At 66.8% G+C, this 22,285-nt stretch carries 22 protein-coding genes; 11 read left to right on the forward strand and 11 right to left on the reverse strand.

All coding sequences use genetic code 11. The features are described 5' to 3' along the window. Nucleotides 1–9: 9 nt before the first annotated feature. The 5 genes from N3C64_RS08145 to N3C64_RS08165 are packed head-to-tail and all read left to right on the forward strand — an operon-like array spanning nt 10 to nt 3,993. Entirely contained in the window at nt 10–501 is a 492-nt protein-coding gene (locus N3C64_RS08145) for a Na+/H+ antiporter subunit E (protein ID WP_218629895.1), read from the forward strand. Then, the gene (locus tag N3C64_RS08150) at nt 498–767 is read left to right on the forward strand and encodes a K+/H+ antiporter subunit F (RefSeq protein WP_218629894.1); all 270 of its coding nucleotides are present in this window, start codon (nt 498–500) and stop codon (nt 765–767) included. The genes N3C64_RS08145 and N3C64_RS08150 overlap by 4 nt, the downstream gene beginning before the upstream one ends. A gap of 7 nt (nt 768–774) precedes the next feature. After that, on the forward strand, nt 775–1,188 hold the full coding sequence (locus N3C64_RS08155; protein WP_218629893.1) for a Na+/H+ antiporter subunit G: 414 nt from the start codon (nt 775–777) through the stop codon (nt 1,186–1,188). Nucleotides 1,189–1,240: 52 nt separating this feature from the next. Continuing rightward, on the forward strand, nt 1,241–2,611 hold the full coding sequence (locus N3C64_RS08160; protein WP_260013813.1) for an aspartate aminotransferase family protein: 1,371 nt from the start codon (nt 1,241–1,243) through the stop codon (nt 2,609–2,611). A gap of 2 nt (nt 2,612–2,613) precedes the next feature. After that, nucleotides 2,614–3,993: a glutamine synthetase family protein gene (locus tag N3C64_RS08165; RefSeq protein WP_260013819.1), complete on the forward strand. Its 1,380-nt coding sequence runs from the start codon at nt 2,614–2,616 to the stop codon at nt 3,991–3,993. Between the two features lie 160 nt (nt 3,994–4,153). On the opposite strand, the gene dapA is transcribed toward N3C64_RS08165, so the two are convergent. Beyond that, the gene (dapA, locus tag N3C64_RS08170) at nt 4,154–5,026 is read right to left on the reverse strand and encodes a 4-hydroxy-tetrahydrodipicolinate synthase (protein ID WP_218629890.1); all 873 of its coding nucleotides are present in this window, start codon (nt 5,024–5,026) and stop codon (nt 4,154–4,156) included. 136 nt (nt 5,027–5,162) lie between these two features. Here dapA and N3C64_RS08175 point away from each other — a divergent pair, with 136 nt between their 5' ends. Then, nucleotides 5,163–7,100 carry a lytic transglycosylase domain-containing protein gene (locus tag N3C64_RS08175; RefSeq protein WP_260013821.1) on the forward strand — a complete coding sequence of 646 codons (1,938 nt, stop codon included), beginning with the start codon at nt 5,163–5,165 and terminating at the stop codon, nt 7,098–7,100. On the opposite strand, the gene N3C64_RS08180 is transcribed toward N3C64_RS08175, so the two are convergent. After that, nucleotides 7,097–7,966 (reverse strand): DMT family transporter, encoded by an 870-nt coding sequence (locus N3C64_RS08180; RefSeq protein ID WP_260013823.1) that lies wholly within the window; start codon nt 7,964–7,966, stop codon nt 7,097–7,099. The two genes, N3C64_RS08175 and N3C64_RS08180, sit on opposite strands and share 4 nt — an antisense overlap. After that, nucleotides 7,963–8,631, reverse strand: a complete 669-nt coding sequence (gene mnmC2, locus N3C64_RS08185) for a tRNA (5-methylaminomethyl-2-thiouridine)(34)-methyltransferase MnmC2 (RefSeq protein WP_260013825.1) — start codon at nt 8,629–8,631, stop codon at nt 7,963–7,965. The genes N3C64_RS08180 and mnmC2 overlap by 4 nt, the downstream gene beginning before the upstream one ends. 55 nt (nt 8,632–8,686) lie before the next feature. Between mnmC2 and N3C64_RS08190 the strand changes: the two genes are divergently transcribed. Together N3C64_RS08190 and N3C64_RS08195 are read left to right on the forward strand one after the other, a co-directional pair. Continuing rightward, nucleotides 8,687–9,733 (forward strand): NAD(P)/FAD-dependent oxidoreductase, encoded by a 1,047-nt coding sequence (locus N3C64_RS08190; protein ID WP_260013827.1) that lies wholly within the window; start codon nt 8,687–8,689, stop codon nt 9,731–9,733. 64 nt (nt 9,734–9,797) lie between these two features. Next, nucleotides 9,798–10,259, forward strand: coding sequence for a DUF805 domain-containing protein (locus N3C64_RS08195; RefSeq protein ID WP_260013828.1), 462 nt, complete (start codon nt 9,798–9,800; stop codon nt 10,257–10,259). Nucleotides 10,260–10,262: 3 nt separating this feature from the next. Here the strand turns inward: N3C64_RS08195 and N3C64_RS08200 are convergent, their stop codons facing one another. The 3 genes from N3C64_RS08200 to N3C64_RS08210 all read right to left on the reverse strand — a co-directional run bounded on the left by N3C64_RS08200 (nt 10,263) and on the right by N3C64_RS08210 (nt 12,924). Beyond that, nucleotides 10,263–11,636 (reverse strand): glutamate--cysteine ligase, encoded by a 1,374-nt coding sequence (locus tag N3C64_RS08200; protein WP_218629884.1) that lies wholly within the window; start codon nt 11,634–11,636, stop codon nt 10,263–10,265. A gap of 62 nt (nt 11,637–11,698) precedes the next feature. Then, nucleotides 11,699–12,202: a hypothetical protein gene (locus N3C64_RS08205; protein ID WP_260013830.1), complete on the reverse strand. Its 504-nt coding sequence runs from the start codon at nt 12,200–12,202 to the stop codon at nt 11,699–11,701. Then, nucleotides 12,199–12,924: a 16S rRNA (uracil(1498)-N(3))-methyltransferase gene (locus N3C64_RS08210; RefSeq protein ID WP_260013831.1), complete on the reverse strand. Its 726-nt coding sequence runs from the start codon at nt 12,922–12,924 to the stop codon at nt 12,199–12,201. Before N3C64_RS08210 ends, N3C64_RS08205 begins: the two co-directional genes overlap by 4 nt. 11 nt (nt 12,925–12,935) lie before the next feature. Here N3C64_RS08210 and ubiA point away from each other — a divergent pair, with 11 nt between their 5' ends. From ubiA to N3C64_RS08225, 3 genes are all read left to right on the forward strand, one after another. Beyond that, entirely contained in the window at nt 12,936–13,904 is a 969-nt protein-coding gene (gene ubiA / locus N3C64_RS08215; protein WP_218629881.1) for a 4-hydroxybenzoate octaprenyltransferase, read from the forward strand. A gap of 66 nt (nt 13,905–13,970) precedes the next feature. Beyond that, nucleotides 13,971–16,028, forward strand: coding sequence for an OmpA family protein (locus tag N3C64_RS08220; protein ID WP_260013834.1), 2,058 nt, complete (start codon nt 13,971–13,973; stop codon nt 16,026–16,028). A gap of 13 nt (nt 16,029–16,041) precedes the next feature. Next, a complete protein-coding gene (locus N3C64_RS08225) occupies nt 16,042–16,365 on the forward strand; it encodes a hypothetical protein (RefSeq protein ID WP_218629879.1) in 324 nt (107 codons plus the stop codon). 15 nt (nt 16,366–16,380) lie between these two features. On the opposite strand, the gene N3C64_RS08230 is transcribed toward N3C64_RS08225, so the two are convergent. The 5 genes from N3C64_RS08230 to N3C64_RS08250 are packed head-to-tail and all read right to left on the reverse strand — an operon-like array spanning nt 16,381 to nt 22,241. Then, on the reverse strand, nt 16,381–16,599 hold the full coding sequence (locus N3C64_RS08230; protein ID WP_218629878.1) for a formate dehydrogenase subunit delta: 219 nt from the start codon (nt 16,597–16,599) through the stop codon (nt 16,381–16,383). Further along, nucleotides 16,596–17,396, reverse strand: a complete 801-nt coding sequence (gene fdhD, locus N3C64_RS08235; RefSeq protein ID WP_260013835.1) for a formate dehydrogenase accessory sulfurtransferase FdhD — start codon at nt 17,394–17,396, stop codon at nt 16,596–16,598. The genes N3C64_RS08230 and fdhD overlap by 4 nt, the downstream gene beginning before the upstream one ends. After that, on the reverse strand, nt 17,393–20,269 hold the full coding sequence (gene fdhF / locus N3C64_RS08240; RefSeq protein WP_260013836.1) for a formate dehydrogenase subunit alpha: 2,877 nt from the start codon (nt 20,267–20,269) through the stop codon (nt 17,393–17,395). Before fdhF ends, fdhD begins: the two co-directional genes overlap by 4 nt. Beyond that, nucleotides 20,266–21,792, reverse strand: coding sequence for a formate dehydrogenase beta subunit (locus N3C64_RS08245; protein WP_260013838.1), 1,527 nt, complete (start codon nt 21,790–21,792; stop codon nt 20,266–20,268). Before N3C64_RS08245 ends, fdhF begins: the two co-directional genes overlap by 4 nt. Continuing rightward, entirely contained in the window at nt 21,789–22,241 is a 453-nt protein-coding gene (locus N3C64_RS08250; RefSeq protein WP_260013840.1) for a formate dehydrogenase subunit gamma, read from the reverse strand. Before N3C64_RS08250 ends, N3C64_RS08245 begins: the two co-directional genes overlap by 4 nt. Nucleotides 22,242–22,285 lie beyond the last annotated feature (44 nt).

Genomic DNA, 22,285 nt, shown 5'->3' on the forward strand with positions numbered 1-22,285 from the left:
GAGGACGCGATGCTGAAGAGATTCCTGCCGCACCCGCATCTGACCCTGCTCCTGACGGTGGTCTGGCTGCTGCTGGCCAACGCATATACGATCAACTCGCTCGTGTTCGGGCTGCTGATGGGCCTCGTGATTCCGTGGATCACCGCGCCCTACTGGCCCGACCGGCCGGTGATCCGCAATTTTCCCGGCATCGTGGAATATATCGCCATCGTCATGTGGGACATCATCAAGTCGAACATCGCGGTTGCGAAGATCGTGCTCTTCGTGCCCAACGACAAGCTGCGACCGGCCTGGGTGACCGTGCCGCTCGACCTGCATGAACCCGAGGCGATCACGGTTCTGGCGGGCACCATCACCATGACGCCGGGCACGCTGACGGCCGAACTGTCCGCCGACGGGCACAGCCTGCTGGTGCATTGCCTGCACGCGCCCGACCCCGACGGCGTACGCGACGAGATCAAGGAGCGCTACGAGCGCCGGCTGAAGGAGATTTTCGAATGATCACCTATGCGCTCTATTTCTCCATCGGATGCTTCGCGCTTGCGCTCTTGTTCAACCTCTATCGCGTGGTGCGCGCCCCGGGCGTGACCGACCGGGTTCTGGCGCTTGACACGATGGCGGTGGATGCGATCGCGCTTCTGGTGCTGTTTGGCATCTGGGAGGGGACGGCGATCTTTTTCGAGGCATCGATCCTGTATGCGATGACCGGGTTCGTGGCGACCGTGGCATATGGCAAGTTCCTGCTGCGCGGCGATATCATCGAGTGAGGGCGCTATGGATCTGTTCTGGGAAATCCTGATTTCGGCGCTGCTTGTGATCGGCGGCTTCTTCGGCCTCGTTGGGAGTTTCGGGCTGGTCAAGCTGCCCGACCCGATGACGCGGTTGCACGCGCCGACCAAGGCCGCGACGCTTGGCGTGGGCGCGGTGCTGATCGCCTCGATGATCTACTTCGCAGCGTTCCGCGACAGCCTGACGCTGCATGAGCTGATGATCACGCTGTTCATCTTCCTGACCGCCCCGATCAGCGCGCATTTCCTTGCCAAGGCGAACCTGCTGCGCAATGTCGATCGCACCACCCTGACCAGGCCCGAGGGCGAGGGCGATTGGGCCGTTTTCACGCCGCTCTCCGACACCTCGGCCGAAGAGCTGGAAGAGGCTGCCGAAGCGGAACGTGACGAGGCCCGTTGACGGCGTAATGGCGGCATGATTGGCTCTGCCGGATTATCCCGGGGGAGGTATCATGGGACAGGATATGATCGGCGGCGTCAGCGCGGCGCGGATCGCGGAATTCGCGGCATTTGAGGGCGAGCGGTATCGCGCGGCCCGTCCGCGCACCCGCGCGGCACTGGATGCAGGTGCCAAGGGCTATCTGGGCGGCGTGCCGATGCACTGGATGCGCGACTGGCCGCAACCGTTTCCGATGCTGGTGGCGCGGGCCAAGGGCTCGGTGATCGAGGATATCGACGGCCATCGCATCGACGATTTCTGCCTGGGCGACACGGGCTCGATGTTCGGCCATTCGCCGCCCCCCGTCGCGCGCGCGATCCGGGCGCAATCGGGTCAGGGCCTGACCTATATGCTGCCGACCGAGGCCGCGCTGGCCGCCGGACAGTTGCTTTCGGAGCGGTTCGGCCCGATGCGCTGGCAGATCGCCACCACCGCGACCGACGCCAACCGCTTCGCGCTGCGCGTGGCCCGCGCGGTGACCGGCAAGACCAAGGTTCTGGTGTTCAACGGCTGCTATCACGGCACCGTGGACGACGCGATGGTGCACCTGCATGATGGCGCGACCGAGGCCCGACCGGGCCTTGTGGGGCAGGTCGCAGATCTGACGAAGCTTGCCGTTGCGGCCGAGTTCAACGATCTCGCCTCGGTCGAGGCGGCGCTGGCCAAGGGCGATGTCGCCGCGATCCTGACTGAGCCGGTGATGACCAACTCCTGCATGGTGCTGCCTGCACCGGGCTTCCATGCGGGGCTGCGCGAGCTGGCGACGCGCTACGACGCGCTCCTGATCATTGACGAGACGCATACGATCAGCTCGGGCCTTGGCGGCTATACCCGCGTGCACGGGCTGAGCCCGGATATTTTCGTCGTCGGCAAATGCGTGGCGGGCGGGATGCCCACCGCCGTCTGGGGCGTCAGCGATGCGGTCGCCGCGCGCTTTGCCGACTATGACGCGAGCCGCCCTTCGGGGCATTCCGGCATGGGAACGACGCTTTCCGCCAACCCGATGCAGTTTGCCTGCCTCGTGGCGAACCTCTCCGAGGTGATGACGCCCGAGAATTATGCCCGGATGGAGGCGGGCGCCGCGCGACTAAGCGCGGGGCTCACAAAGCAGGTCGAACGCTTCGCTGCGCCCTGGCATGTGGTGCGCGTCGGCGCGCGGGTGGAGTTCATCTGCGCGCCCGGCCCGCTGCAAAACGGCGCCGAGGCCGAGGGCGCGCACAAGCCCGCGCTTGAGGCCGCGATCCATCGCGGGCTGCTGAACCGCGGCTGCCTGATCGCGCCTTTCCACAACATGATGCTGATCAGCCCTGTCACCACGAAAGCGCAGATCGACCGCCTGGTCGCCGCCTTCGCCGATGTGCTGGGCCATTTGTTCGAGACCTGAAAATGACCAACTCTCCGACCGGCTCCACCGTTCAGGAAGCCGAAGACTTTCTCGCCCTCCACCCCGAGATCGAGGCCTTCGACATCGTGCTGCATGATGCCAATGGCATCGGGCGCGGCAAGATCATCCGCCGCCACGAACTGCTCGGCCTTTACAAATCGGGCCGCCACCTGCCGATCTCGATCCTCGGCCTCGATATCGTGGGCGAGGACGTGCACGAAACCGGCCTGATCTGGGATCAGGGCGATGGTGACCTGCGCGCCTGGCCGATCCCGGGCAGCTTGAAGCCGCTTTACGGCACCAACCCCGCGCGGGGCGAGGTGCTGATGAGCATGTATCACCTCGACGGTGCCGAGATGACCTCGGACCCGCGCCACGCGCTGAAACGCCAGATCGACGCCATGGCGGGCGAGGGGCTGAAGCCCGCGGGCGCTTTTGAGCTGGAGTTCTTCCTGCTCGACCCCGACCGCGCGCAGGGCGTGCGCCCGGCGGCGGCGGTGCTCGATGGCCGCCGTTCCGAATGGACCGAGGTCTATTCGGTCGATCACCTGCACGGGATGGAGCCGCTCTTCTCCGACATCTACCGCGCCGCTGAGGCGATGGGGATCAAGGCCGAGACGGTAATCTCGGAATATGCACCGGGGCAGTATGAGCTGACGCTGCATTACCGCACCGATGTGATGGAGGCCGCCGACGATCTGGTGCGCCTGAAGCGGATCGTGCGGATGCAGGCGCGCCGACGCGGCGTGGTGGCCTGCTTCATGGCCAAGCCGATCGAGAAATACGCGGGCTCGGGGATGCATTTCCACGTCTCGCTGCAAGACGATCAGGGCCGCAACGTTTTCGCCGAGGCGGTCGAGGGCGAATGGACCGACACGATCCGCCACGCGATCGGCGGCCTGCGCCAGACCATGGGCGAGTCGATGCTGGTCTTCGCGCCGCATGGCAACAGCTGGCGGCGCTTTGCCAACCAGTCCTATGCGCCGGTCTCGCCCAGCTGGGGAGTGAACAACCGCTCGGTCGCGCTGCGCATCCCGGCGGGCGCCGTGGCCGCGCGTCGGGTCGAGCATCGCCCCTCGGGCGTCGACGCGAATCCCTATCTTGTCGCAGCAACCGTCCTGGCGGGTATCCGGCATGGCCTGAAAAACCGTATCGATCCGGGCCCCGAGACGACGGGCAACGGCTACGAGGGGTCAGACGATCTGCCGATCCCCGGCGACTGGCGCGAGGCGATCCGCGCTGCCCAGAACTCGGCCTTCCTGAAGGATGCGCTCGGCGAGGACATGCACCGAACCTTCACCGCGATCAAGGCGGCCGAATACGCGCGGGTTGCCAGCTGGATTTCGGATGTGGATTACGAGCTGTACCTGCACTCGGTCTGAACAGGCCAAGGCCGGGGGCGCTGCCCCCGGACCCCCTAGGTATTTCCGCCAAGAAGAAACGGTATGTCTTTCTTCTTGGTCGAAATACCTTGGGGGGTGAATTTGCGAAAGCAAAGAGGGGGGCAAAGCCCCCCTCTCTTCGTTCCGATACAGCGGTGTATCAGATCAGGCCAGCGTGGCGCATGGCCGCGTCAATCTTGGTCTTGGTCGCGTCCGAAAGCTCGGTGAGGGGCAGGCGCACCTCGGCCGAGCACATTCCGAGTTTCGAGAGCGCGTATTTGGCCCCGGCCACACCCGGCTCAAGGAAGATCGCGATATGGAGCGGCATCAGCTTGTCCTGATACTCCATCGCCTTGGCATAGTCGCCGGCCAGCGTTGCTTCCTGCATTTCCGCGCAAAGCTTGGGCGTGACGTTCGCGGTGACCGAGATGCAGCCGACGCCGCCCATGGCATTGAAGCCCACAGCCGTCGCATCCTCCCCCGAGAGCTGGACGAAATCCGCCCCACAGGTCAGGCGCTGCTTGGCCACGCGCGCCAGATCGCCTGTCGCGTCCTTGACGCCGACGATACGCGGCAGTTTCGCCAGCTCGCCCATGGTTTCGGGCAGCATGTCCACGACCGAGCGGCCGGGGATGTTGTAGATCACGATCGGCAGAGTGCTGGCATCGTGCATCGCGGTGAAATGCGCGATCATGCCGCCCTGGGTCGGCTTGTTGTAATAGGGCGTGACGACCAGCGCCGCATCGGCCCCGGCGGCCTCGGCGTGGCGGATCAGCTCCACCCCTTCGGCGGTCGCGTTCGAGCCCGCGCCGGCGATGACCGGGATGCGCCCGGCAGCGGCCTTCACGACCTCTTCGATCACGCGGTTATGCTCGTCATGGCTCAGGGTCGGGCTTTCGCCCGTGGTGCCCACCGGCACGAGGCCGTGGCTGCCCTGCTCGATATGCCACTCGACAAGTTTCTTGAGCGTGTCCAGATCCAGCTCGCCGTTCTTGAACGGCGTGATGAGTGCGGGGAAGGACCCTTTGAACATGACACGCTCCTTGAGAAGTGGGCGGATTCGCCCGTTGAAATCGCGCGGAACATAGGCGAGCGCCGCGCCCTTGCCAACTTGTGAATTGCATCGACCCCCCTGAACGGGCAGGAAGGGGAAAACACCCGAGCAGGCCATGATCCGACAGCTTACCCTAGCGGCCTTGCTGGCCGCGTCCCTTGCCATTGCCGCGCCTGCCCGCGCGGACGATCCGCAGGCCCTTGCCGTGGCCATGCGGGCGGTTGGGGCGGGCGACTGGGACAAAGCGCAATCCAATGCGCGCATAGCGGGGCCGATTGCCTTCGATATCGTCGAGTGGCACAGGCTGCGCGCGGGCGAGGGTGCATTTGTCGATTACGCCGACTTCAGCCGCCGTCGCGCCGATTGGCCAGGGATGGAGTTGTTGCGCCGCAAGGGCGAAGCCACGCTGGCCGGGGCGCCTGCCGATCAGGTGATCGCCTATTTCTCGCACGGTGCGCCGCAGACCGGTGAGGGCGCAATTGCGCTGGTTGAAGCTTTGCAGGCTACGGGGCAGGCAGAGCGCGCCGGGACAGTGGCCGCGGTTGCCTGGCGTAATCTGGAAATGAGCGCGGACGAGCAGGCCGCGTTCGTGGCGCGTCACGGCGATCTTCTGGCCGAGCATCACGGCGGGCGGATGCAGGCGATGTTGGACGCGGGTGCGCTTGATCAGGCGCGGCGGATGCTTGACCTGGTGACCCCGGGGACGCGGGCAGTTGCAGCAGCGCGGATCGCCTTGCAGGCGCGCGAAAAAGGCGTGGACTCGCTGGTGGCAGCGGTGCCCGAGCGGATGCTGGGCTCGCCCGGACTTGCGCTTGACCGGGCCATGTGGCGCTGGCGCAATGACCTTGAAGGGGCTGCGGCGGATCTTGTACTCGAACGCTCGGCCGATGCGCAGAGTCTGGGCGACCCAAAGCTGTGGAGCAAGCTGCGCGGCAATCTTGCGCGCTGGTTCCTGCGTGCGGGCGACGCGCGCACCGCCTACAAGGTCGCGGCGCGCCATCGCCTGGGGGCGCAGGGCGGCGATTATGCCGAGCTGGAATGGCTGGCGGGCTATGCCGCGCTGAAGCTGGGCGATGCTCCGGTCGCGTTGCAGCATTTCGAGGCTTTCAGCGCCGCCGTGCAAAGCCCGATCAGCGCCTCGCGCGGGGCCTATTGGCGTGGCCGCGCACTGGAACGTCTGGGCAAGCCGGTCGAGGCGCAGGCCGCCTATACCGAGGGTGCGCGCTGGCAGACGGCCTTCTACGGCCTGCTGTCGGCCGAACGCGCGGGGGTGCCACTCGATCCGGCCTTCGCCGCGCCGCCCGCGCTGCCCGACTGGCGGCAGGGCAGCTACACCGGGCATTCGGTGTTTCAGGCGGCGGTTCTTCTAAACGAAGCGGGGCAGGAGGCATTGGCCGAGCGCTTTTTGCTTCATCTCGAGGAAAGCCTGCCCACCGACCAAATCGCGCCGCTGGCCGATCTCGCGCTTGAGTGGAAGAACGCCTATCTGGCGCTGAGCCTTGCCAAGCGTGCCGCGAATGAGGGGGTCGTGCTGGTCTCGGCCTATTACCCGATTCCGGATCTGACGACGCATGATCTGGGCGTGCCCGAGGAACTGGCGCTGTCCATTGCCCGGCGCGAGAGCGAGTTCGACCCTGCCGTGGTCAGCCATGCGGGCGCGCGCGGGTTGATGCAGTTGATGCCGGGCACCGCCAAGATGATGGCCGCGCAATTGGGCCTGCCCTACGAGGCCGGACGGCTGACCTCGGACCCGACCTATAACGCGCGGCTCGGTGGGGCCTATCTCGCCAAGTTACGCGACGAATTCGGGGCCTCGCCGGTGCTGGTGGCGGCGGGCTACAACGCGGGCCCCGGACGTCCGCGCCGCTGGATCGAGGAGCGCGGCGATCCGCGCCTGCCCACGGCCGATGTCGTGGACTGGATTGAGATGATCCCCTTCACCGAGACCCGCAATTACGTCATGCGGGTGGCCGAAAGCCTGCCGGTCTATCGCGCGCGGCTTGGCAAGCCTGCGGTGAAATTCTCGGACGAGTTGCGCGGGCTTGCGCCCTAACGCGCCACCTGCCGCGCACGCCACAGCGTGAACAATCCCGCCGACGCGACGATGGCCGCGCCAAGCGCTACGTTGGGGCGCAGCGTATCACCGAAGATGCTCATGCCCATGGCCGCGCCCCAGACCAGCTGCAGATAGGCGAAGGGTTGCAGCGCAGAGGCCTCGGCGATCTCATAGGCGCGGATCAGCATCCAGTGACCCGCCACGGCGGTCAGGCACAGCACGCCCATCCAGAGCCAGTCGGTGCCGCTCATCGGTTGCCAGAACCACATGCCGACGGCGGTTGCGAACAGCGCACCGACGATGCCGGTCCAGAAGAACGACACCTCGCCTGCGTCCTTGCGCGCGACATAGCGCGTGAGAAGCCCGTAAAGCGCGAACATCGCCGCCGCGAGCAGCGGCACCGCCGCGCCGAGCGAGACCATGCCCGAGCCGGGTTCAAGGATGACCAGCACGCCCAGAAAGCCGATGGCGATTGCGCTCCAGCGCCGCCAGCCGACCTTCTCGCCCAGAACCGGGCCCGAGAGGGCGGCCACGAGAAGCGGGTAGCAGATAAAGACCGCATGGGTGTCGATCAGCCCCAGATGCACGAAGGCGTAGATCATCACATAGATCTCGGCCACCAGCAGCAGTGCGCGGAACGCTTGTAGGAACGGATGGTGAGAGCGCACGGCCCCCCGTATCCCACCGGTGCTGCGCGCGGCGATCGCCAGCACGAAAAGCGCGAAGAACCAGTAGCGGATCATCACCACCATATAGGTGTTATAGGTCCCCGCGAGGTGGCGCGAGATACCGTCTTGCAGGGCAAAGACGACGGTCGTGGCGACCATCATGCCGATCCCGGCGCGCAGGTTCTGCTCTCTCACGGCTTGACGCCCCGGCTCATGTGGCGTTTGCCGGCGTGTCCCGGTGCGCGCTCGACCGCGAAGCCCGCGGCGGCAAGGCCGCGGCGCACGAAGCCCGCAGCGGTATAGGTGGCGAAGGTGCCGCCCGGCGCGGTGTGACGCGCGACCTCGGCCATCAGATCTTCGCCCCATAGCTCGGGGTTCTTGGCAGGGGAGAAACCGTCGAGGAACCAGGCATCGGCGCGGCCCTGCCATGCGGGCAGGGTCTGGCGCGCATCGCCTAGGATCACCTCGACCTCAATCGCGCCGATGCTGAAGCGGGTGCGGCCTTGCCCCCATGCCTCAAGGAAGGGCGCGGCCACGGCCAGCGCCTCGGGGAAGGCGGTCAGGGCGCGGGCGATCTCGGGGGCCGACATCGGGAAGGCCTCGAAGGAGGTGAAGCGGATCGGCACATCGCCTGCCGCAATCGCCGTGGCGAGCAGGTTCAGCCCGGTGCCGAAGCCAAGTTCGGCGATCTGAAAGCCCGGGCACAGCCGCTCAGGCAGGCCGTTGCCCGCCAAGAAGACATGTCGCGTCTCGGCCAGACCATTGGCGAGACTGAAATAGGGATCGTCGAAGCGTGTCGAAACAGGTGTCGATCCGTCGCGCCAGTCGAGCGCGGCTTGGCTCTGGTCAGGGAGGGTCATCGGGGGTAGTGCCTTGCACGAAAGGTCCGCGCGACACTGGCGAAAGGAGCAGGCGATGGCAAGAGGCGAATGGGTGACAGTGCGCGGCGGCGGCGCCTTCGGTCTGGCCTGCGGATATGAGCTTGCGCGCCGGGGCGTGAAGGTGCGCCTGATCGAGTCGGTGCGGCTTGGTGCCGGATCATCAGGCGGGACGGTGGGCGCGCTGGCCCCGCATGTGCCCGAAAACTGGAACCCCAAGAAGCAATTCCAGTTGGAAAGCCTGCTGATGGCCGAAGTCTTCTGGGCGGGCGTGCGCGAGGCGGGCGGCAAGGATGCGGGTTACGCGCGGCTTGGCCGGATTCAGCCCTTGGCCGATGCCGCCGCCGTGACACGGGCCGAAGAACGCGCGGCGGGTGCCATCGCGCATTGGGGTGCGGCCGCGATCTGGCGCGTGGCGCCCCTGTCCGAGTTTGGCGCCCTCGCGCCGCTCTCGCCCACGGGCCTTGTGATCCACGACACGCTGAGCGCGCGGGCGGCTCCCCGCGCCGCCGGTGCGGCGCTGGCTGCCGCGATCACTGCTTTGGGCGGTGAGATCGTGATCGGTGACGGCGCCGAGATCGGCCCGGTGATCCACGCAACCGGCTGGCAGGGGTTGCTGGAATTGAACGCGGCCTTCGGCAAGACCGTGGGCGGCGGGATCAAGGGGCAGTCGGCGCTTTTGCGCTTCGATGCCGGCGCGGTGCCGCAGGTCTATGCCGAGAGCGTGCATATCGTGCCCCATGCCGATGGCACGATCGCCATCGGCTCGACGTCGGAGCGTGATTTCGATGCGCCCGACACGACCGACGCGCAGCTTGACGATCTGGTTGCCAAGGCGCGGCGCCTCTGCCCGGTGCTGGAGGGCGCCGAGGTGGTGGACCGTTGGGCGGGCGTGCGGCCGCGTGCGCGTTCGCGCGCGCCGATGCTGGGCGAATGGCCGGGCCGTGCGGGGCATTTCATCGCCAATGGCGGGTTCAAGATCGGCTTTGGCATGGCGCCCAAGGTCGCGCAGGTCATGGCCGATCTGGTGCTGGACGGGCGTGACGCTATCCCCGAGGGCTTCCGGGTCGAGGATAACCTCTAAGCCAAAGGGCCATTGGAAAACCGCCGCAACGGTGGTGAAATGGTCCCCAGGATTGGAGGCCAAGATGGATTTCAAAAGCGCCGTTCGCACTTGCCTGTCGAAATACGCGACGTTCTCGGGGCGCGCTGCGCGCTCGGAATACTGGTATTTCGTACTCTTCATCTTCCTGTGCCAGATCGCGCTCGGGATCCTCGACAACATCATCTTTGGCACCGGCCATATGACGCGTGGCCCCGGCATGTGGGCCTATGAAGACCGGGGCGGGCCGCTTGGCGGGATCTTCTCGCTGGCGATGCTCCTGCCGATGCTGGCGGCAGCGGTGCGCCGCCTGCATGACATCGACAAGTCGGGCTGGTGGCTTCTGGCGGCCTTGATCCCGCTCTTTGGCTGGCTGGTGCTCTTGTATTTCTACGTCCAGCCCTCGCAGCCCGGCGCGAACCGCTTTGGCGGCGGCTCGGGCGGGGCGGGTGGTGCAGGCGGCAACCCCTGGGGTGAAAGCTCAGTCCCCAAGGTGCCGCGCGGCTAGCGATCAGTAGCTGTATTCGGCGTAGATCCGGCTCAGATCGCCGTTCCATTCGCCGTGGTATTTCTCGAGCAGCTCATCGGCCGGAACCCGGCCGGTCTCGACCGATTCCTCAAGCGCGTTGAGGAAATGCGTCTCATCCGGGATCAGCCCGCCCGCACCGGGGCGCGCCCGCGCCTTGAGGCCCGATTTCGCGATTGCCACCGTTTCGCGCGCGATGTCATGCAGCTTGATGCCGTTGACCTCGCCTTGCAGCGCATCCTTGGCCGCAGCGCGGCGCAGGGCCTCGCGGGTCTCGTGGTCCCAACCCTTCACCAGATCCCAGGCGGCATCGAGCGCGGACTGGTCATACATCAGCCCGACCCAGAGCGCGGGCAGCGCGCACAGCCGGCGCCACGGGCCGCCATCGGCGCCACGCATCTCGATATATTTCTTCGAACGCGCTTCGGGGAAAACGGTGGTCAGGTGATCGGCCCAGTCCGAAAGCGTGGGCTTTTCACCCGGCAGGGCGGGCAGCTCGCCTTTCAGGAAGTCGCGGAACGACTGACCGAGCGCGTTGATATACTTGCCGTCGCGGTAGACGAAATACATCGGCACATCGAGGACGTAATCGACATAGGCTTCATAGCCCGCGCCCTCGTCGAACATGAAGGGCAGCATACCCGTGCGTGCCGGGTCGAGGTTTTGCCAGATATTCGCGCGCCACGACTTCATGCCGTTGGGCTTGCCATCGAGGAAGGGCGAGTTGGCGAATAGCGCCGTCGCCACCGGTTGCAGCGACAGCGCCACGCGCATCTTCTGCACCATGTCGGCTTCCGAGCCGAAATCGAGGTTCACCTGCACGGTGCAGGTGCGATACATCATCGTTTTGCCCATGGTGCCGACCTTGTCCATGTAGTCGGTCATCAACCGGTAACGGCCCTTGGGCATCATCGGCATCTCGTCCGCGTGCCATTCCGGCGCGGCGCCAAGCCCGATGAAGCGCGCACCGATGCGGTCGGCGATGGTCTGCACCTCGCGCAGGTGCTCGTTCACCTCGTCGCAGGTCTGGTGGATGGTTTCGAGCGGCGCTCCCGACAGTTCCAGCTGCCCGCCAGGCTCAAGGCTGACATTCGATCCGTCGGGGAAACTCAGCCCGATGATGTTGTCCTGCTCATAGACCGGGGTCCAGCCGAACTCGTCGCGCAGCCCTTCGAGCATCGCCTTGATCGAGCGCGGGCCGTCATAGGGCAGCGGTTTGAGCACATCCTGGCAATAGCCGAATTTCTCATGCTCGGTCCCGATCCGCCAGGCATCGCGCGGCTTCTCGCCCGAGGCAAGAAACTCGGCCAGTTGCTCGAACCGCTCGATAGGGCCACCGCCTTGCTGGGGAATGGACATGGGCTTGCCTTTCTTACGGAACCGGGAAGGAACAGGTGGCGCTATCGGCGCCCGGTGTCAAGTTAGTGCGTCGCGGGGCGGGTCCACAGGCTTTGTGCGGCAATGCGCCGATCAAGAGCGACCGTCAGCGCCCCCATGTCGATACCGGGCAGGGTGGCGAATGCGTCATACAGTTTCTCGCCGCCCGCCGCCGCCGTGGGGATCATGATCGCCTGCCCGTCAGAGGACTTGAGCCGCCAGTATTGCGTGCCCGAGAGGGTCAGCAGCCTGATCTCGGTCAGGTCTTCGAGTGCGACATAACCGCCAAGCCCCTGACCCGCGCCGTAATAGCCGATGCGCCCCTCGTCGAGATCGACAAGGCCGGGGTTCGACACCGGGCGGGCGAAACGCGCGCGGCGAAACGCGAGCGCGGCCCAGCCAAGGCAGACCGCCGCCATCGCAAGCCCGAAGGGGATCAGGATGTAGCCGCCGCGCGAGGCGATCCAGAGGCCAAGCGCAGTTGCCGCCAAGGCCACCCCGGTCTCGGCATGGCGTGTGAGGGTCGCGCGCAGTTCGGGGCGGATCATCGCCAATCCCCAAGTGCCGCCTGCCAGAGCGTGATCGCCGCGCAGGCGGCTGTATCGGCGCGCAGGATGCGCGGGCCAAGGCTGACCGGGGTGACGAAAGGCAGAGCGCACAGTTTTGCCCGCTCGGACTCGGAAAAACCGCCCTCGGGGCCGATCAGGATGGCCCAGGGGCCGGGCGTCAGGCCAGCCAGCGTCTCGGCGGCGCCCACAAGGCTTTCGTCGGCCCACAGGATGCGGCGCGCAGGGTCCCAACCGTCGAGCAGCTTGCGCAGGGGGGCCATGTCATCGACGGTCGGAACGAAGGTGCCAAGGCATTGCTCGGCGGCCTCCATCGCATGGGCCTGAAGGCGATCTTGCTTGATGCGGCCGGCGTTGGTGAATTCGGTCTGCACCGGCAGGATACGCGCGCAGCCAAGCTCGGCCGCTTTCTCGACGATGAAGTCGGTGCGCTCTTTCTTGATCGGCGCGAAGATGAGCCACAGGTCGGGCGGGTTTAGCTGCGGCGCGGCCTGACCGAGGCAGATCAGCGTGCCGCGCTTCTTTGCTGCCTCGGCAACCTCGGCCGTCCATTCGCCGTCGCGCCCGTTGAACAGCGCGACGCGGGCGCCCGGACCCTGCCGCATCACCCCGAAAAGGTAATGCGCCTGCGCCTCGTTCAGCGGCACGGCTTGCCCCTCACCCAAAGGGTGCTCTACACACAATCTGATCTTGGCACGTTCCATGGGGCGAACTTATGACCGGCACAATCGAAAAGCCAGAGCCTCAGGGGCAGGTTGCGGATGCGGTCAAGGGCAATTGGGTCGATCGCTACGCCCCGGCAGCCTGGCGACCCTACCTGCGGCTGAGCCGCGCCGACCGCCCGATCGGGACGTGGCTATTGCTGCTGCCCTGCTGGTGGGGCATCGCGTTGGCGGCGGCGGTGGATGCGCCGCGCCTGTCGGATCTGTGGCTGGCGGTGGGCTGCACGATCGGCTCGGTGCTGATGCGCGGCGCGGGCTGCACCTGGAACGACATCACCGACCGGAATATTGACGGGCAGGTGGCGCGCACGCGCTCGCGCCCGATTCCGTCGGGGCAGGTGACGGTGCGCCAGGCGCTGATCTGGCTCGGGGCGCAGGTGGCGGTCTCGGCGCTGATTCTGTTCACCTTCAACTGGGCGACGATTCTGTTGGGCATCGCCGCGCTGGTGCCGGTGGCGATCTATCCCTTCGCAAAGCGCTTCACCTGGTGGCCGCAGGTCTTCCTGGGCATCGCCTTCAACTGGGGGGCGCTGGTGGGTTGGGTGGCGCATTCGGGCAGTCTGCACCCGGCGGCCGTGCTGCTTTACCTGTCCGGACTGGTCTGGACGCTCTTTTACGACACGATTTACGCCCATCAGGACAAGGAGGATGACGCGCTGATTGGCGTGAAGTCCACCGCCCGGCTGTTCGGTGCCGATAGCGCCAGATGGCTCAACGCCTTCCTGATCGGGTCGGTCATATTGATGACGGCGGCGATCCTCTGGGCGCTGCTGCCCGCGCGGGTGCCGGGGCTGACGCTCGCGATCTGCGCGGCGGCTCCCTGGGCCTTTGGCTGGCACCTCTATGGACAGATGCGGCAACTGGACATCGATGACCCCGACAATTGCCTGCGGCTGTTCCGCTCGAACCGCGATACCGGGCTGATCGTTGCGCTGTTTCTTGCCGTTGGCGCAATCGTGTAATTGATCCCAAGGGGTTGCGCCCTTAAGACGGAGCGCAACGCAAGCCGCCCGGGAGGCACAGACGACATGCGCCTGCGCAACACGATCCTGACCACCGCAGCCTTTACCACGGCTTTCGTGCTGTCGGGGCTGATCGCAGGCGGTTCGGCCACGGTGATCGAGATCCGTTCGCGCAATGCCGTGCGACTGGCGATGGAGGCTGCGGGCCACAGCTGGGTGCGGGTGCAGACCGATGGTTTGCAGGTCATCTTGCTAGGCACCGCGCCCTCCGAGGCCGACCGGTTCCGCGCGCTGACCTTGGCCAGCACGTTGGTCGATGGGGCGCGCGTCGTGGACAATACCGATGTGGAAAGCGCGCAGGCGCTGGTGGCGCCGGATTTCTCGCTTGAGGTGCTGCGCAACGATGACGGCATCTCGCTGATCGGGCTAGTGCCCGCCGGGGTGGACCGCACGGCCCTGATCGAGGAGTTGCGCGCGCTGGTGGGTGAGGGCACCGTTACCGACATGCTGGCCTCGGCCGACTACCCCGCCCCGCCGGGTTGGGACGAGGCTGTCGCGTTCGCCACCGCAACGCTGCGCACCGTTCCGCGCTCGAAAATCTCGGTCGAGCCGGGCAAGGTCTTTGTCACGGCCATCACCGACAGCCCCGAAGAAAAGGCGCGTATCGAGACATCGCTGGCGCGCCGCCGCCCGGCCGATCTGAAGCTGAGCTTCGACATCTCGGCGCCGCGTCCGGTGATCACGCCTTTCACCCTGCGCTTCCTGATCGACGAAGAGGGCGCGCGCTTCGACGCCTGCTCGGCTGATACCGAGCGCGCGCGCGACCGCATCCTGGCCGCCGCTCGGGGGGCCGGGGCGAAGGGCACGCTTGGCTGTACCCTCGGTATGGGCACGCCCTCGCCCGATTGGGCGGCCGCCGTAGAGATGGGAATCGGCGCGCTCAACGAGATGGGTTCGGGCACGATCACCTACTCGGATGCCGATATCGCGCTGATCGCCGCTGACAGCGTCACGCCGGAGACCTTCGACAAGGCCGTGGGCGAGCTGGAATCGAATCTGCCCGAGGTGTTCTCGCTGAAGGCCGAATTGCAGAAGAAACCCGATACATCGGAGGGTGTTCCCGAGTTTTCGGCGATCCTGAGCGAGACCGGCAGGGTCACGCTGCGCGGCCGGGTGCTCGACGACCGCGAACGCGGGCTGGTCGAGAACTTCGCCCGCGCCCAGTTTGGGTTCGAAGCGGTTTATGGCGCGACCCGCGTCGATGCGGATCTGCCTGCTGGCTGGCCCACCCGTGTTCTGGCGGCGCTGGAAGCCTTGGGCGAGGTCGAGCAGGGCCGCGTCGTCGTGCGCCCAGATGTGGTGCGTGTCACCGGTATCAGCGGCAGCCCGCAGGCTTCGGACGCGGTGGCGCGGATCCTCTCGGGGCATCTGGGCGAAGCGGCCGCGATGGAGCTTGACGTGCGCTACGACAAGCGGCTTGACCCGGTGCTGGCGCTGCCCGACGGGCCCGAATGCGTAGCGCGGCTGAACGGGGTTCTGGCGCAGCACAAGATCAGCTTCGAGCCGGGCTCTTCGACCATTGCCGCTGACGGGGCCGAAACGCTCGACGCCCTGGCCGCGGCTATGAAGGATTGTCAGGGTTTCCGCATGGAACTGGCGGGCCATACCGACAGTCAGGGCCGCGACGAGATGAACCTGAACCTGTCACAGGAACGCGCCGCCGCCGTGCTGAGCGCGCTGCGCGACCGCCGGGTTCTGGTGGGCAACATCACCGCCAAGGGCTATGGCGAGACGCAACCCCTGGCCGATAACGAGACCGAGGAAGGCCGCGAAGCGAACCGCCGCATCGAGTTCGTGCTGCTGGATGGAGAGCCGATCGAGGAAGAGCTCCCCGAAGCGATCGCTCCGGAAACCGCTGCGCCCGAGATGACCGAGGCAGACCCTGCTGAGGTCCTGCCCGAGGGCGACGCACCGCCTATGGAGGACGCAGCTCCGATGGAAGAGCCTGCGCCCGAGGGCGATGTCGACGGGCAACAGGCCGTGGAAATTCCCGTCTCCCCCGCCTCCGAAGCCAAGGCCCGGCCCAAGCCGCGTCCGGACAACCTGATCCCCAAGCAGAACTGAGGATGACCGCGCCATGAACCGCACCGAATTCGTCTTCGCCACCGCGATCATCCTCTTCGTCGCCTTCTGTCTGGGCTGGTTCGCCTCGTGGCTGATCCACCGGCTGACCCGCGTGACCCAGGCCGACATGGGCGAGCTGGAGCAGATGGCCCAGGCCCTGCACGAGGCCGAGGAAACTCGCGATCAGGCCGTTACCTATATCGAGGCGCGCGAGGCCGAGCTGAGCAATCAGCTTGCCCAGACCGAGGCCGAGCTGCGCGCCGCGATGGATGGCTTGCGCGCCGCGCGCCATGAGGCGGAAGAGCTGCGCGCCCAGGTCGAGCGCCTGCAATCCTGACCCGAAGGCCCGTGCCTAGCGGCTTGGTGCGGGGCGGATCAGTTTCGCGCCCGCCACGACCAGCGGGTGCAATTCGGGCGAGCCGTTCGCGATCATTCCCAGAAGCGTCGCGCGCATCGGCGGCGACCAGTTATCGTTGATATGCGCGGCCGTGGCCGCAGCCCCGTCGCCCGGCTGCACCTCGAAGAAGGTGGCGATCTGGTTGGCCATGCGGATCAGCTTGTCGGTGCTCATGCGGCGTCTTCCTCGGTGCGCTCGGGCGCGGTGTAATCGATCAGGGTTTCGGTGCTCGGAGCGCGCGCGATCAGGTGCAACCCGGCCGCGCGCGCCTCGGCCACGGCCAGCGCGGTGGGGGCTGAGGGCGCGATCAGCGCCCGCGCGCCGATGGTAACCGCCTTTTGCACCAGATCGATCGAGATGCGCGAGGTCATCGCGATCGCCCCATTCGCGGGCGCAATCCCCGCGCGTGTCAGCGCGCCGGCCAGCTTGTCCAACGCATTGTGCCGCCCAACATCCTCGCGCAGCAGCACAAGCCCGCAGTCCTCGGCCCAGAACCCGGCGGCATGGATCGCGTGCGTCGCGTCCTGCAACGGTTGCGCCGTGCGCAGGGCGGCGAGGGCACGGGCGGGGGCGCCGGGCGCCAGCCCGGCACCCCCGCTCCGGGGCGCCCGCGGCAGCGGGCGCAAAGCCTGTTCGAGACCGTCGATACCGCATAGCCCGCAGCCGACCGGCCCGGTGGTCGCGCGACGCCGTTCCTTGAAGCGCGCACCTGCCGGGGCCGCCAGCCAGGCCCGCGCCTCGATCCCGCGCTGCTGCGGCACGATCTCGGTGCGGACAATCTCGGATGGTGCTTCGATCAGCCCCTCGCTCAGCGCAAAGCCCAGAACGAAGTCCTCCAGATCCGCAGGCGTGGCCATCATCACCGCTTGCGTCACGCCGTCATAGACCAGTGCCACCGGCACCTCTTCGGCCAGCACCTCCGAGGCGCCGCCTGCCAGTGGTATCTGCGTGGCTCCGCGCGGCAGGGTCATTCGGCAGCCTCGATCCGGCGCGAGGCTTCCGACAGGGCCGCGTAATCCTCCTGCCAGTCCGAGGGGCCGTTCGACAGCCCCACCTGCACGGCGGTCACCTTGTATTCGGGGCAGTTCGTCGCCCAGTCCGAATTGTCGGTGGTGACCACATTGGCCTGCGTGTTCGGGTGGTGGAAGGTCGTGTAGACGACGCCGGGCGAGACGCGATCGGTGATCGTCGCGCGCAGCGTGGTCTCGCCCGCGCGCGAGGCCAGCCGCACCCAGTCGTCTTCCTTGATGCCGCGCACCTCGGCGTCATGCGGGTGGATCTCGAGCCGGTCTTCCTCGTGCCAGACGCTGTTCGCGGTGCGCCGGGTCTGCGCGCCCACGTTATATTGCGACAAGGTTCGCCCGGTGGTCAGCAAGAGCGGGAAGCGCGGGCCGGTGCGCTCGTCGGTCGGCACGTAGGCCGTACGGATGAAGCGCCCCTTGCCGCGCACGAAACCATCGACATGCATGATGGGCGAGCCCTCGGGCGCCGCATCGTTGCAGGGCCACTGGACCGAGCCGCGCGCGTCCAGCATCTCGTAGGTCACATTGGCAAAGCCCGGCGTCGTCGCGGCGATCTCGGTCATCACCTCGCTTGGGTGCGTGTAGTGCCAGTCCGCGCCCATGGCATTGGCCAGCATCTGGGTCACTTCCCAGTCGGCATAGCCGTTCTTGGGCGCCATCACGCGGCGCACCATGTTGATGCGGCGCTCGGCATTGGTGAAGGTGCCGTCCTTCTCGAGGAAGGTCGAGCCGGGCAGGAAGACATGCGCGTAATTCGCGGTCTCGTTCAGGAAGAGGTCATGCACGATGACGCAATCCATCGCCGCCAGACCGGCCGAGACGTGGCGCGTGTCAGGGTCGGATTGCAGGATGTCCTCGCCCTGGATGTAGATGCCCTTGAACGCGCCCGACACCGCGGCGTCGAGCATGTTGGGGATGCGCAGGCCCGGCTCGGGGTCGAGGGTGACGCCCCAGGCCTTTTCGAAGATCGCGCGGGCGGTATCGTCCGAGACATGGCGATAGCCCGGCAGCTCATGCGGGAAGGACCCCATGTCGCACGAGCCCTGCACGTTGTTCTGGCCGCGCAGCGGGTTCACGCCCACGCCCTCTCGCCCGATATTGCCGGTCATCATCGCTAGGTTCGCGATGGCGATAACCGTGGTCGAGCCCTGCGAATGTTCCGTCACGCCAAGCCCGTAGTAGATCGCGGCATTGGGGGCGGCGGCATAGGCGCGGGCAGCCTCGCGGATCGTGGCGGCCGATACGCCGGTCAGGGCCTCGACGGCTTCGGGGGCATAGTCGGGGCTGCGCACGAACTCGGCATAGTCGGCCCATTCGTCCAGATCGCAGCGCTCGGCGATGAAGGTGTCGTCGGTCAGCCCTTCGGTCACGATGACATGGGCCATCGCGGTCAGCACGGCGACATTGGTGCCGGGGCGCAGCGGCAGGTGCCAGCCGTCGCCCATATGCGGGGTTTCCAGCAGGTCGATCCGGCGCGGATCGACAACGATCAGTTTCGCACCCGCCCGTAGCCGCTTGCGCAGCCGCGAGGCAAAGACAGGGTGGCCGTCGGTCGGGTTCGCGCCGATCACCAGCGCCAGATCGGTCTGCTCGACCGAGTCGAAATTCTGCGTGCCGGCCGAGGTGCCGAAGGTCTGCTTCAGCCCGTAGCCGGTGGGCGAGTGGCAGACCCGCGCGCAGGTATCGGTGTTGTTCGTGCCAAAGACTGCGCGCGCGAGCTTTTGCACCAGGAAGGTCTCTTCGTTGGTGCAGCGCGACGAGGTGATGACGCCGACCGAATCTTTGCCATGCTTGGCCTGAATGGCCTTGAGCCGCCCGGCGGCGAAGTCGAGCGCCTCTTGCCAGCCGACCTCGCGCCAGGGCTGGTCGATGCTGTCGCGGATCATCGGGTTCAGAATGCGGTCCTTGTGGGTAGCATAGCCCCAGGCAAAGCGGCCTTTGACGCAGGAATGGCCGCGGTTCGCCTCGCCGCCCTTCCAGGGCACCATGCGCACCAGCGTATCGCCGCGCATCTGTGCCTCGAAGCTGCACCCCACGCCGCAATAGGCGCAGGTGGTGACGATCGAGCGTTCGGGCGTGCCGATCTCCTCGACCGATTTCTCGACCAGCGTCGCGGTCGGGCAGGCCTGCACGCAGGCGCCGCAGCTGACGCAATCCGAGCTGAGAAAGTCGCTTGCCCCGGTGGAGATGCGGGCGTCAAAGCCGCGCCCCTCGATGGTCAGCGCGAAGGTGCCCTGCACCTCTTCGCAGGCCCGCACGCAGCGCATGCAGACGATGCATTTGGCCGGGTCATAGCTGAAATAGGGATTCGAGACATCCTTGGGGATGTAGCAGGGGTTTGCCTCGCCATTCTGGCGGGCCTCGAAATGGTTCTCGCCGGGGGTAAAGCGCACCTCGCGCAGGCCGACAGCGCCGGCCATGTCCTGCAGCTCGCAATCGCCATTGGCCGCGCAGGTCAGGCAATCGAGCGGGTGGTCCGAGATGTAAAGCTCCATCACGCCACGGCGCAGGGTGGCTAACTGTTCGGTCTGGGTGCGGACCTGCATGCCTTCGGTCACCGGCGTGGTGCAGGAGGCGGGCGTGCCGCGCATCCCCTCGATCTCGACCATGCACAACCGGCACGAGCCGATGGGTTCAAGGCTGTCGGTGGCGCACAGCTTGGGGATGGTGATCCCGGCCTCGGCCGCCGCGCGCATGACCGAGGTCCCTGCGGGCACCGTGATCGCCATGCCGTCGATGGTCAGATGCACCGGTGCGCCCTTGCGTGCGGGCGTGCCCATGTCCTTCGACCAGTTCGCGTCGGGGATGATGAAGTCCTTCATTCCGCAGCCTCCCGCATGGGGGTGAATTCTTCGGGGAAATGCCGGATCGCCGACAGAACCGGGTAGGGGGTAAAGCCGCCAAGCGCGCAGAGCGAGCCAAGCTTCATCGTGTTGCACAGATCCTCGATCAGCGGCAGCGCGCTCGGGTCGCCCGCCGCGACACGGTCGAGCGTTTCGACCCCGCGCACCGCGCCGATCCTGCAGGGGGTGCATTTGCCGCAGCTTTCAATCGCGCAGAACTCCATGGCGAAGCGCGCCAGCGCCAGCATGTCGGCGCCCTCGTCATGGATGATCATGCCGGCATGGCCGACAAGCCCGCCCTGGCCCGCGAATTCCTCATAGCAGAAGGGCAGGTTGAAATCGGAGGTCGGGTGATAGGCGCCCAAGGGGCCGCCCACCTGCACCGCCTTGATCGGTCGGCCAGACGCGGTGCCGCCCGCGATCTCGGTCACGATCTCGCCCAAGGTGATGCCAAAGCCCGTCTCGAACAGCCCGCCATGCTTGACGTTGCCCGCGATCTGCAAGGGGATCGTCCCGCGCGAGCGGTTGAAGCCGATGGCGTTATAGGCCGCGCCGCCATGCGCCATGATCCACGGCACGGCCGCCAGGCTGAGCACGTTGTTGACCACCGTCGGGCGGCCCATGAAGCCCTCAAGCGCGGGCAGCGGCGGTTTCGCCCGCACCACACCGCGTTTGCCTTCGAGCGAGTTCAGAAGCGAGGTTTCCTCGCCGCAGACATAGGCGCCCGCGCCCACGCGGATCTCGATGCGGAAGGCGCGGCCCGACCTCAGCACATCGGACCCAAGAACGCCTGCGTGGGTGGCGGCCTCGACCGCCGCGCGCATCACGCGGATCGCGTCGGGGTATTCCGAGCGGATATAGACGTAGCCCTGCGTGGCCCCGGTAGCGAGGCCCGCGATGGCCATGCCCTCAATCAGGCAGAAGGGGTCGCCCTCCATCAGCATCCGGTCGGCGAACGATCCGCTGTCGCCCTCGTCGGCGTTGCAGACGATGTATTTCTGCGAAGCCTTCGCGCCCAGAACGGTACGCCACTTGATGCCGGTGGGAAAGCCCGCGCCACCACGACCGCGCAGGCCCGAGGTCACGATTTCCTCGACGATCTCAGCGGGGGGGCGGGCGAGGGCCGCGCGCAGACCGGCAAGGCCGCCCTCGGCCTCGTAATCCATCAGCGAAAGCGGGTCGATCCGGCCGCAGCGCGCGAAGGTCAGGCGGGTCTGGCGCTTGAAGAAGGGGATTTCCTCGGTCAGGCCCTGGGCTTTGGGGTGGCTGTTGGGCGCGTCGAACAGGGCGGGCACATCCTCGGGGGTCATCGGGCCGAAGGCGCGGCGGCCTTCTGGCGTTTCGAGCTCGACCAGAGGTTCAAGCCAGACCATGCCGCGCGTGCCGTTGCGGATCAGCTCGACCGTGACGCCGCGCAGTTCGGCTGCGGCGGTAATGGCGGTGGCGACTTCATCGGCACCACAGGCGCGGGCGGCGGCATCTGCTGGAACCCAGATCTTCATGCGCGCACCTCCTGGGCGATGGTATCCACCCGCTTGGCATCGAGCCGCCCGACCAGCCGGTCATCGACCATGGCCGCAGGCGCGCAGGCGCACAGGCCCAGACAATAGACGGCCTCCAGCGTCACGCCGTTCTTCGTCTCGCCCATCTTCTGGCCAAGCGCGGCCTCAAGCCGGGCTTGCAGCGCGGTGCCTCCCATCGACTGGCAGGCCTCGGCCCGGCAGAGCTTAATGACATGCGCGCCTGCCGGGGTCTTGCGGAAGTCGTGATAGAAGCCGACGACGCCGACCACCTCGGCGCGGCTCAGGCGCAGGGCCTCGGCGATCGGCTCCAGCGCGGCCTCGGGGATATGGCCGAAGCTTTCCTGAACATCGTGCAGGATCGGCAAGAGTCGACCTTCGACCCCTTCATGGGCGTGCAGGATCTGCGCTAGGCGCGCGCTGTCGAACATGGCTCTCCTCCGGGGTTGGCTGAGCCTTAGGTAGCGTGGGTCGA

This window comes from Sedimentimonas flavescens (assembly GCF_025154035.1).
Taxonomy (GTDB): domain Bacteria; phylum Pseudomonadota; class Alphaproteobacteria; order Rhodobacterales; family Rhodobacteraceae; genus Rhodobacter; species Rhodobacter flavescens.

Excerpts from the sequence above, each read along its gene's own strand:
- N3C64_RS08200 (WP_218629884.1), bottom strand. The coding sequence starts at position 11,636 with ATGTCCATTCCCCAGCAAGGCGGTGGCCCTATCGAGCGGTTCGAGCAA.
- N3C64_RS08160 (WP_260013813.1), top strand. The coding sequence starts at position 1,241 with ATGGGACAGGATATGATCGGCGGCGTCAGCGCGGCGCGGATCGCGGAA.
- N3C64_RS08225 (WP_218629879.1), top strand. The coding sequence starts at position 16,042 with ATGAACCGCACCGAATTCGTCTTCGCCACCGCGATCATCCTCTTCGTC.
- fdhF (WP_260013836.1), bottom strand. The coding sequence starts at position 20,269 with ATGAAGGACTTCATCATCCCCGACGCGAACTGGTCGAAGGACATGGGC.
- N3C64_RS08150 (WP_218629894.1), top strand. The coding sequence starts at position 498 with ATGATCACCTATGCGCTCTATTTCTCCATCGGATGCTTCGCGCTTGCG.
- N3C64_RS08175 (WP_260013821.1), top strand. The coding sequence starts at position 5,163 with ATGATCCGACAGCTTACCCTAGCGGCCTTGCTGGCCGCGTCCCTTGCC.
- N3C64_RS08210 (WP_260013831.1), bottom strand. The coding sequence starts at position 12,924 with ATGGAACGTGCCAAGATCAGATTGTGTGTAGAGCACCCTTTGGGTGAG.
- dapA (WP_218629890.1), bottom strand. The coding sequence starts at position 5,026 with ATGTTCAAAGGGTCCTTCCCCGCACTCATCACGCCGTTCAAGAACGGC.
- N3C64_RS08220 (WP_260013834.1), top strand. The coding sequence starts at position 13,971 with ATGCGCCTGCGCAACACGATCCTGACCACCGCAGCCTTTACCACGGCT.
- N3C64_RS08190 (WP_260013827.1), top strand. The coding sequence starts at position 8,687 with ATGGCAAGAGGCGAATGGGTGACAGTGCGCGGCGGCGGCGCCTTCGGT.
- fdhD (WP_260013835.1), bottom strand. The coding sequence starts at position 17,396 with ATGACCCTGCCGCGCGGAGCCACGCAGATACCACTGGCAGGCGGCGCC.
- mnmC2 (WP_260013825.1), bottom strand. The coding sequence starts at position 8,631 with ATGACCCTCCCTGACCAGAGCCAAGCCGCGCTCGACTGGCGCGACGGA.
- N3C64_RS08155 (WP_218629893.1), top strand. The coding sequence starts at position 775 with ATGGATCTGTTCTGGGAAATCCTGATTTCGGCGCTGCTTGTGATCGGC.
- N3C64_RS08230 (WP_218629878.1), bottom strand. The coding sequence starts at position 16,599 with ATGAGCACCGACAAGCTGATCCGCATGGCCAACCAGATCGCCACCTTC.
- N3C64_RS08205 (WP_260013830.1), bottom strand. The coding sequence starts at position 12,202 with ATGATCCGCCCCGAACTGCGCGCGACCCTCACACGCCATGCCGAGACC.
- N3C64_RS08165 (WP_260013819.1), top strand. The coding sequence starts at position 2,614 with ATGACCAACTCTCCGACCGGCTCCACCGTTCAGGAAGCCGAAGACTTT.
- N3C64_RS08195 (WP_260013828.1), top strand. The coding sequence starts at position 9,798 with ATGGATTTCAAAAGCGCCGTTCGCACTTGCCTGTCGAAATACGCGACG.
- N3C64_RS08250 (WP_260013840.1), bottom strand. The coding sequence starts at position 22,241 with ATGTTCGACAGCGCGCGCCTAGCGCAGATCCTGCACGCCCATGAAGGG.
- N3C64_RS08145 (WP_218629895.1), top strand. The coding sequence starts at position 10 with ATGCTGAAGAGATTCCTGCCGCACCCGCATCTGACCCTGCTCCTGACG.
- N3C64_RS08245 (WP_260013838.1), bottom strand. The coding sequence starts at position 21,792 with ATGAAGATCTGGGTTCCAGCAGATGCCGCCGCCCGCGCCTGTGGTGCC.
- ubiA (WP_218629881.1), top strand. The coding sequence starts at position 12,936 with ATGACCGGCACAATCGAAAAGCCAGAGCCTCAGGGGCAGGTTGCGGAT.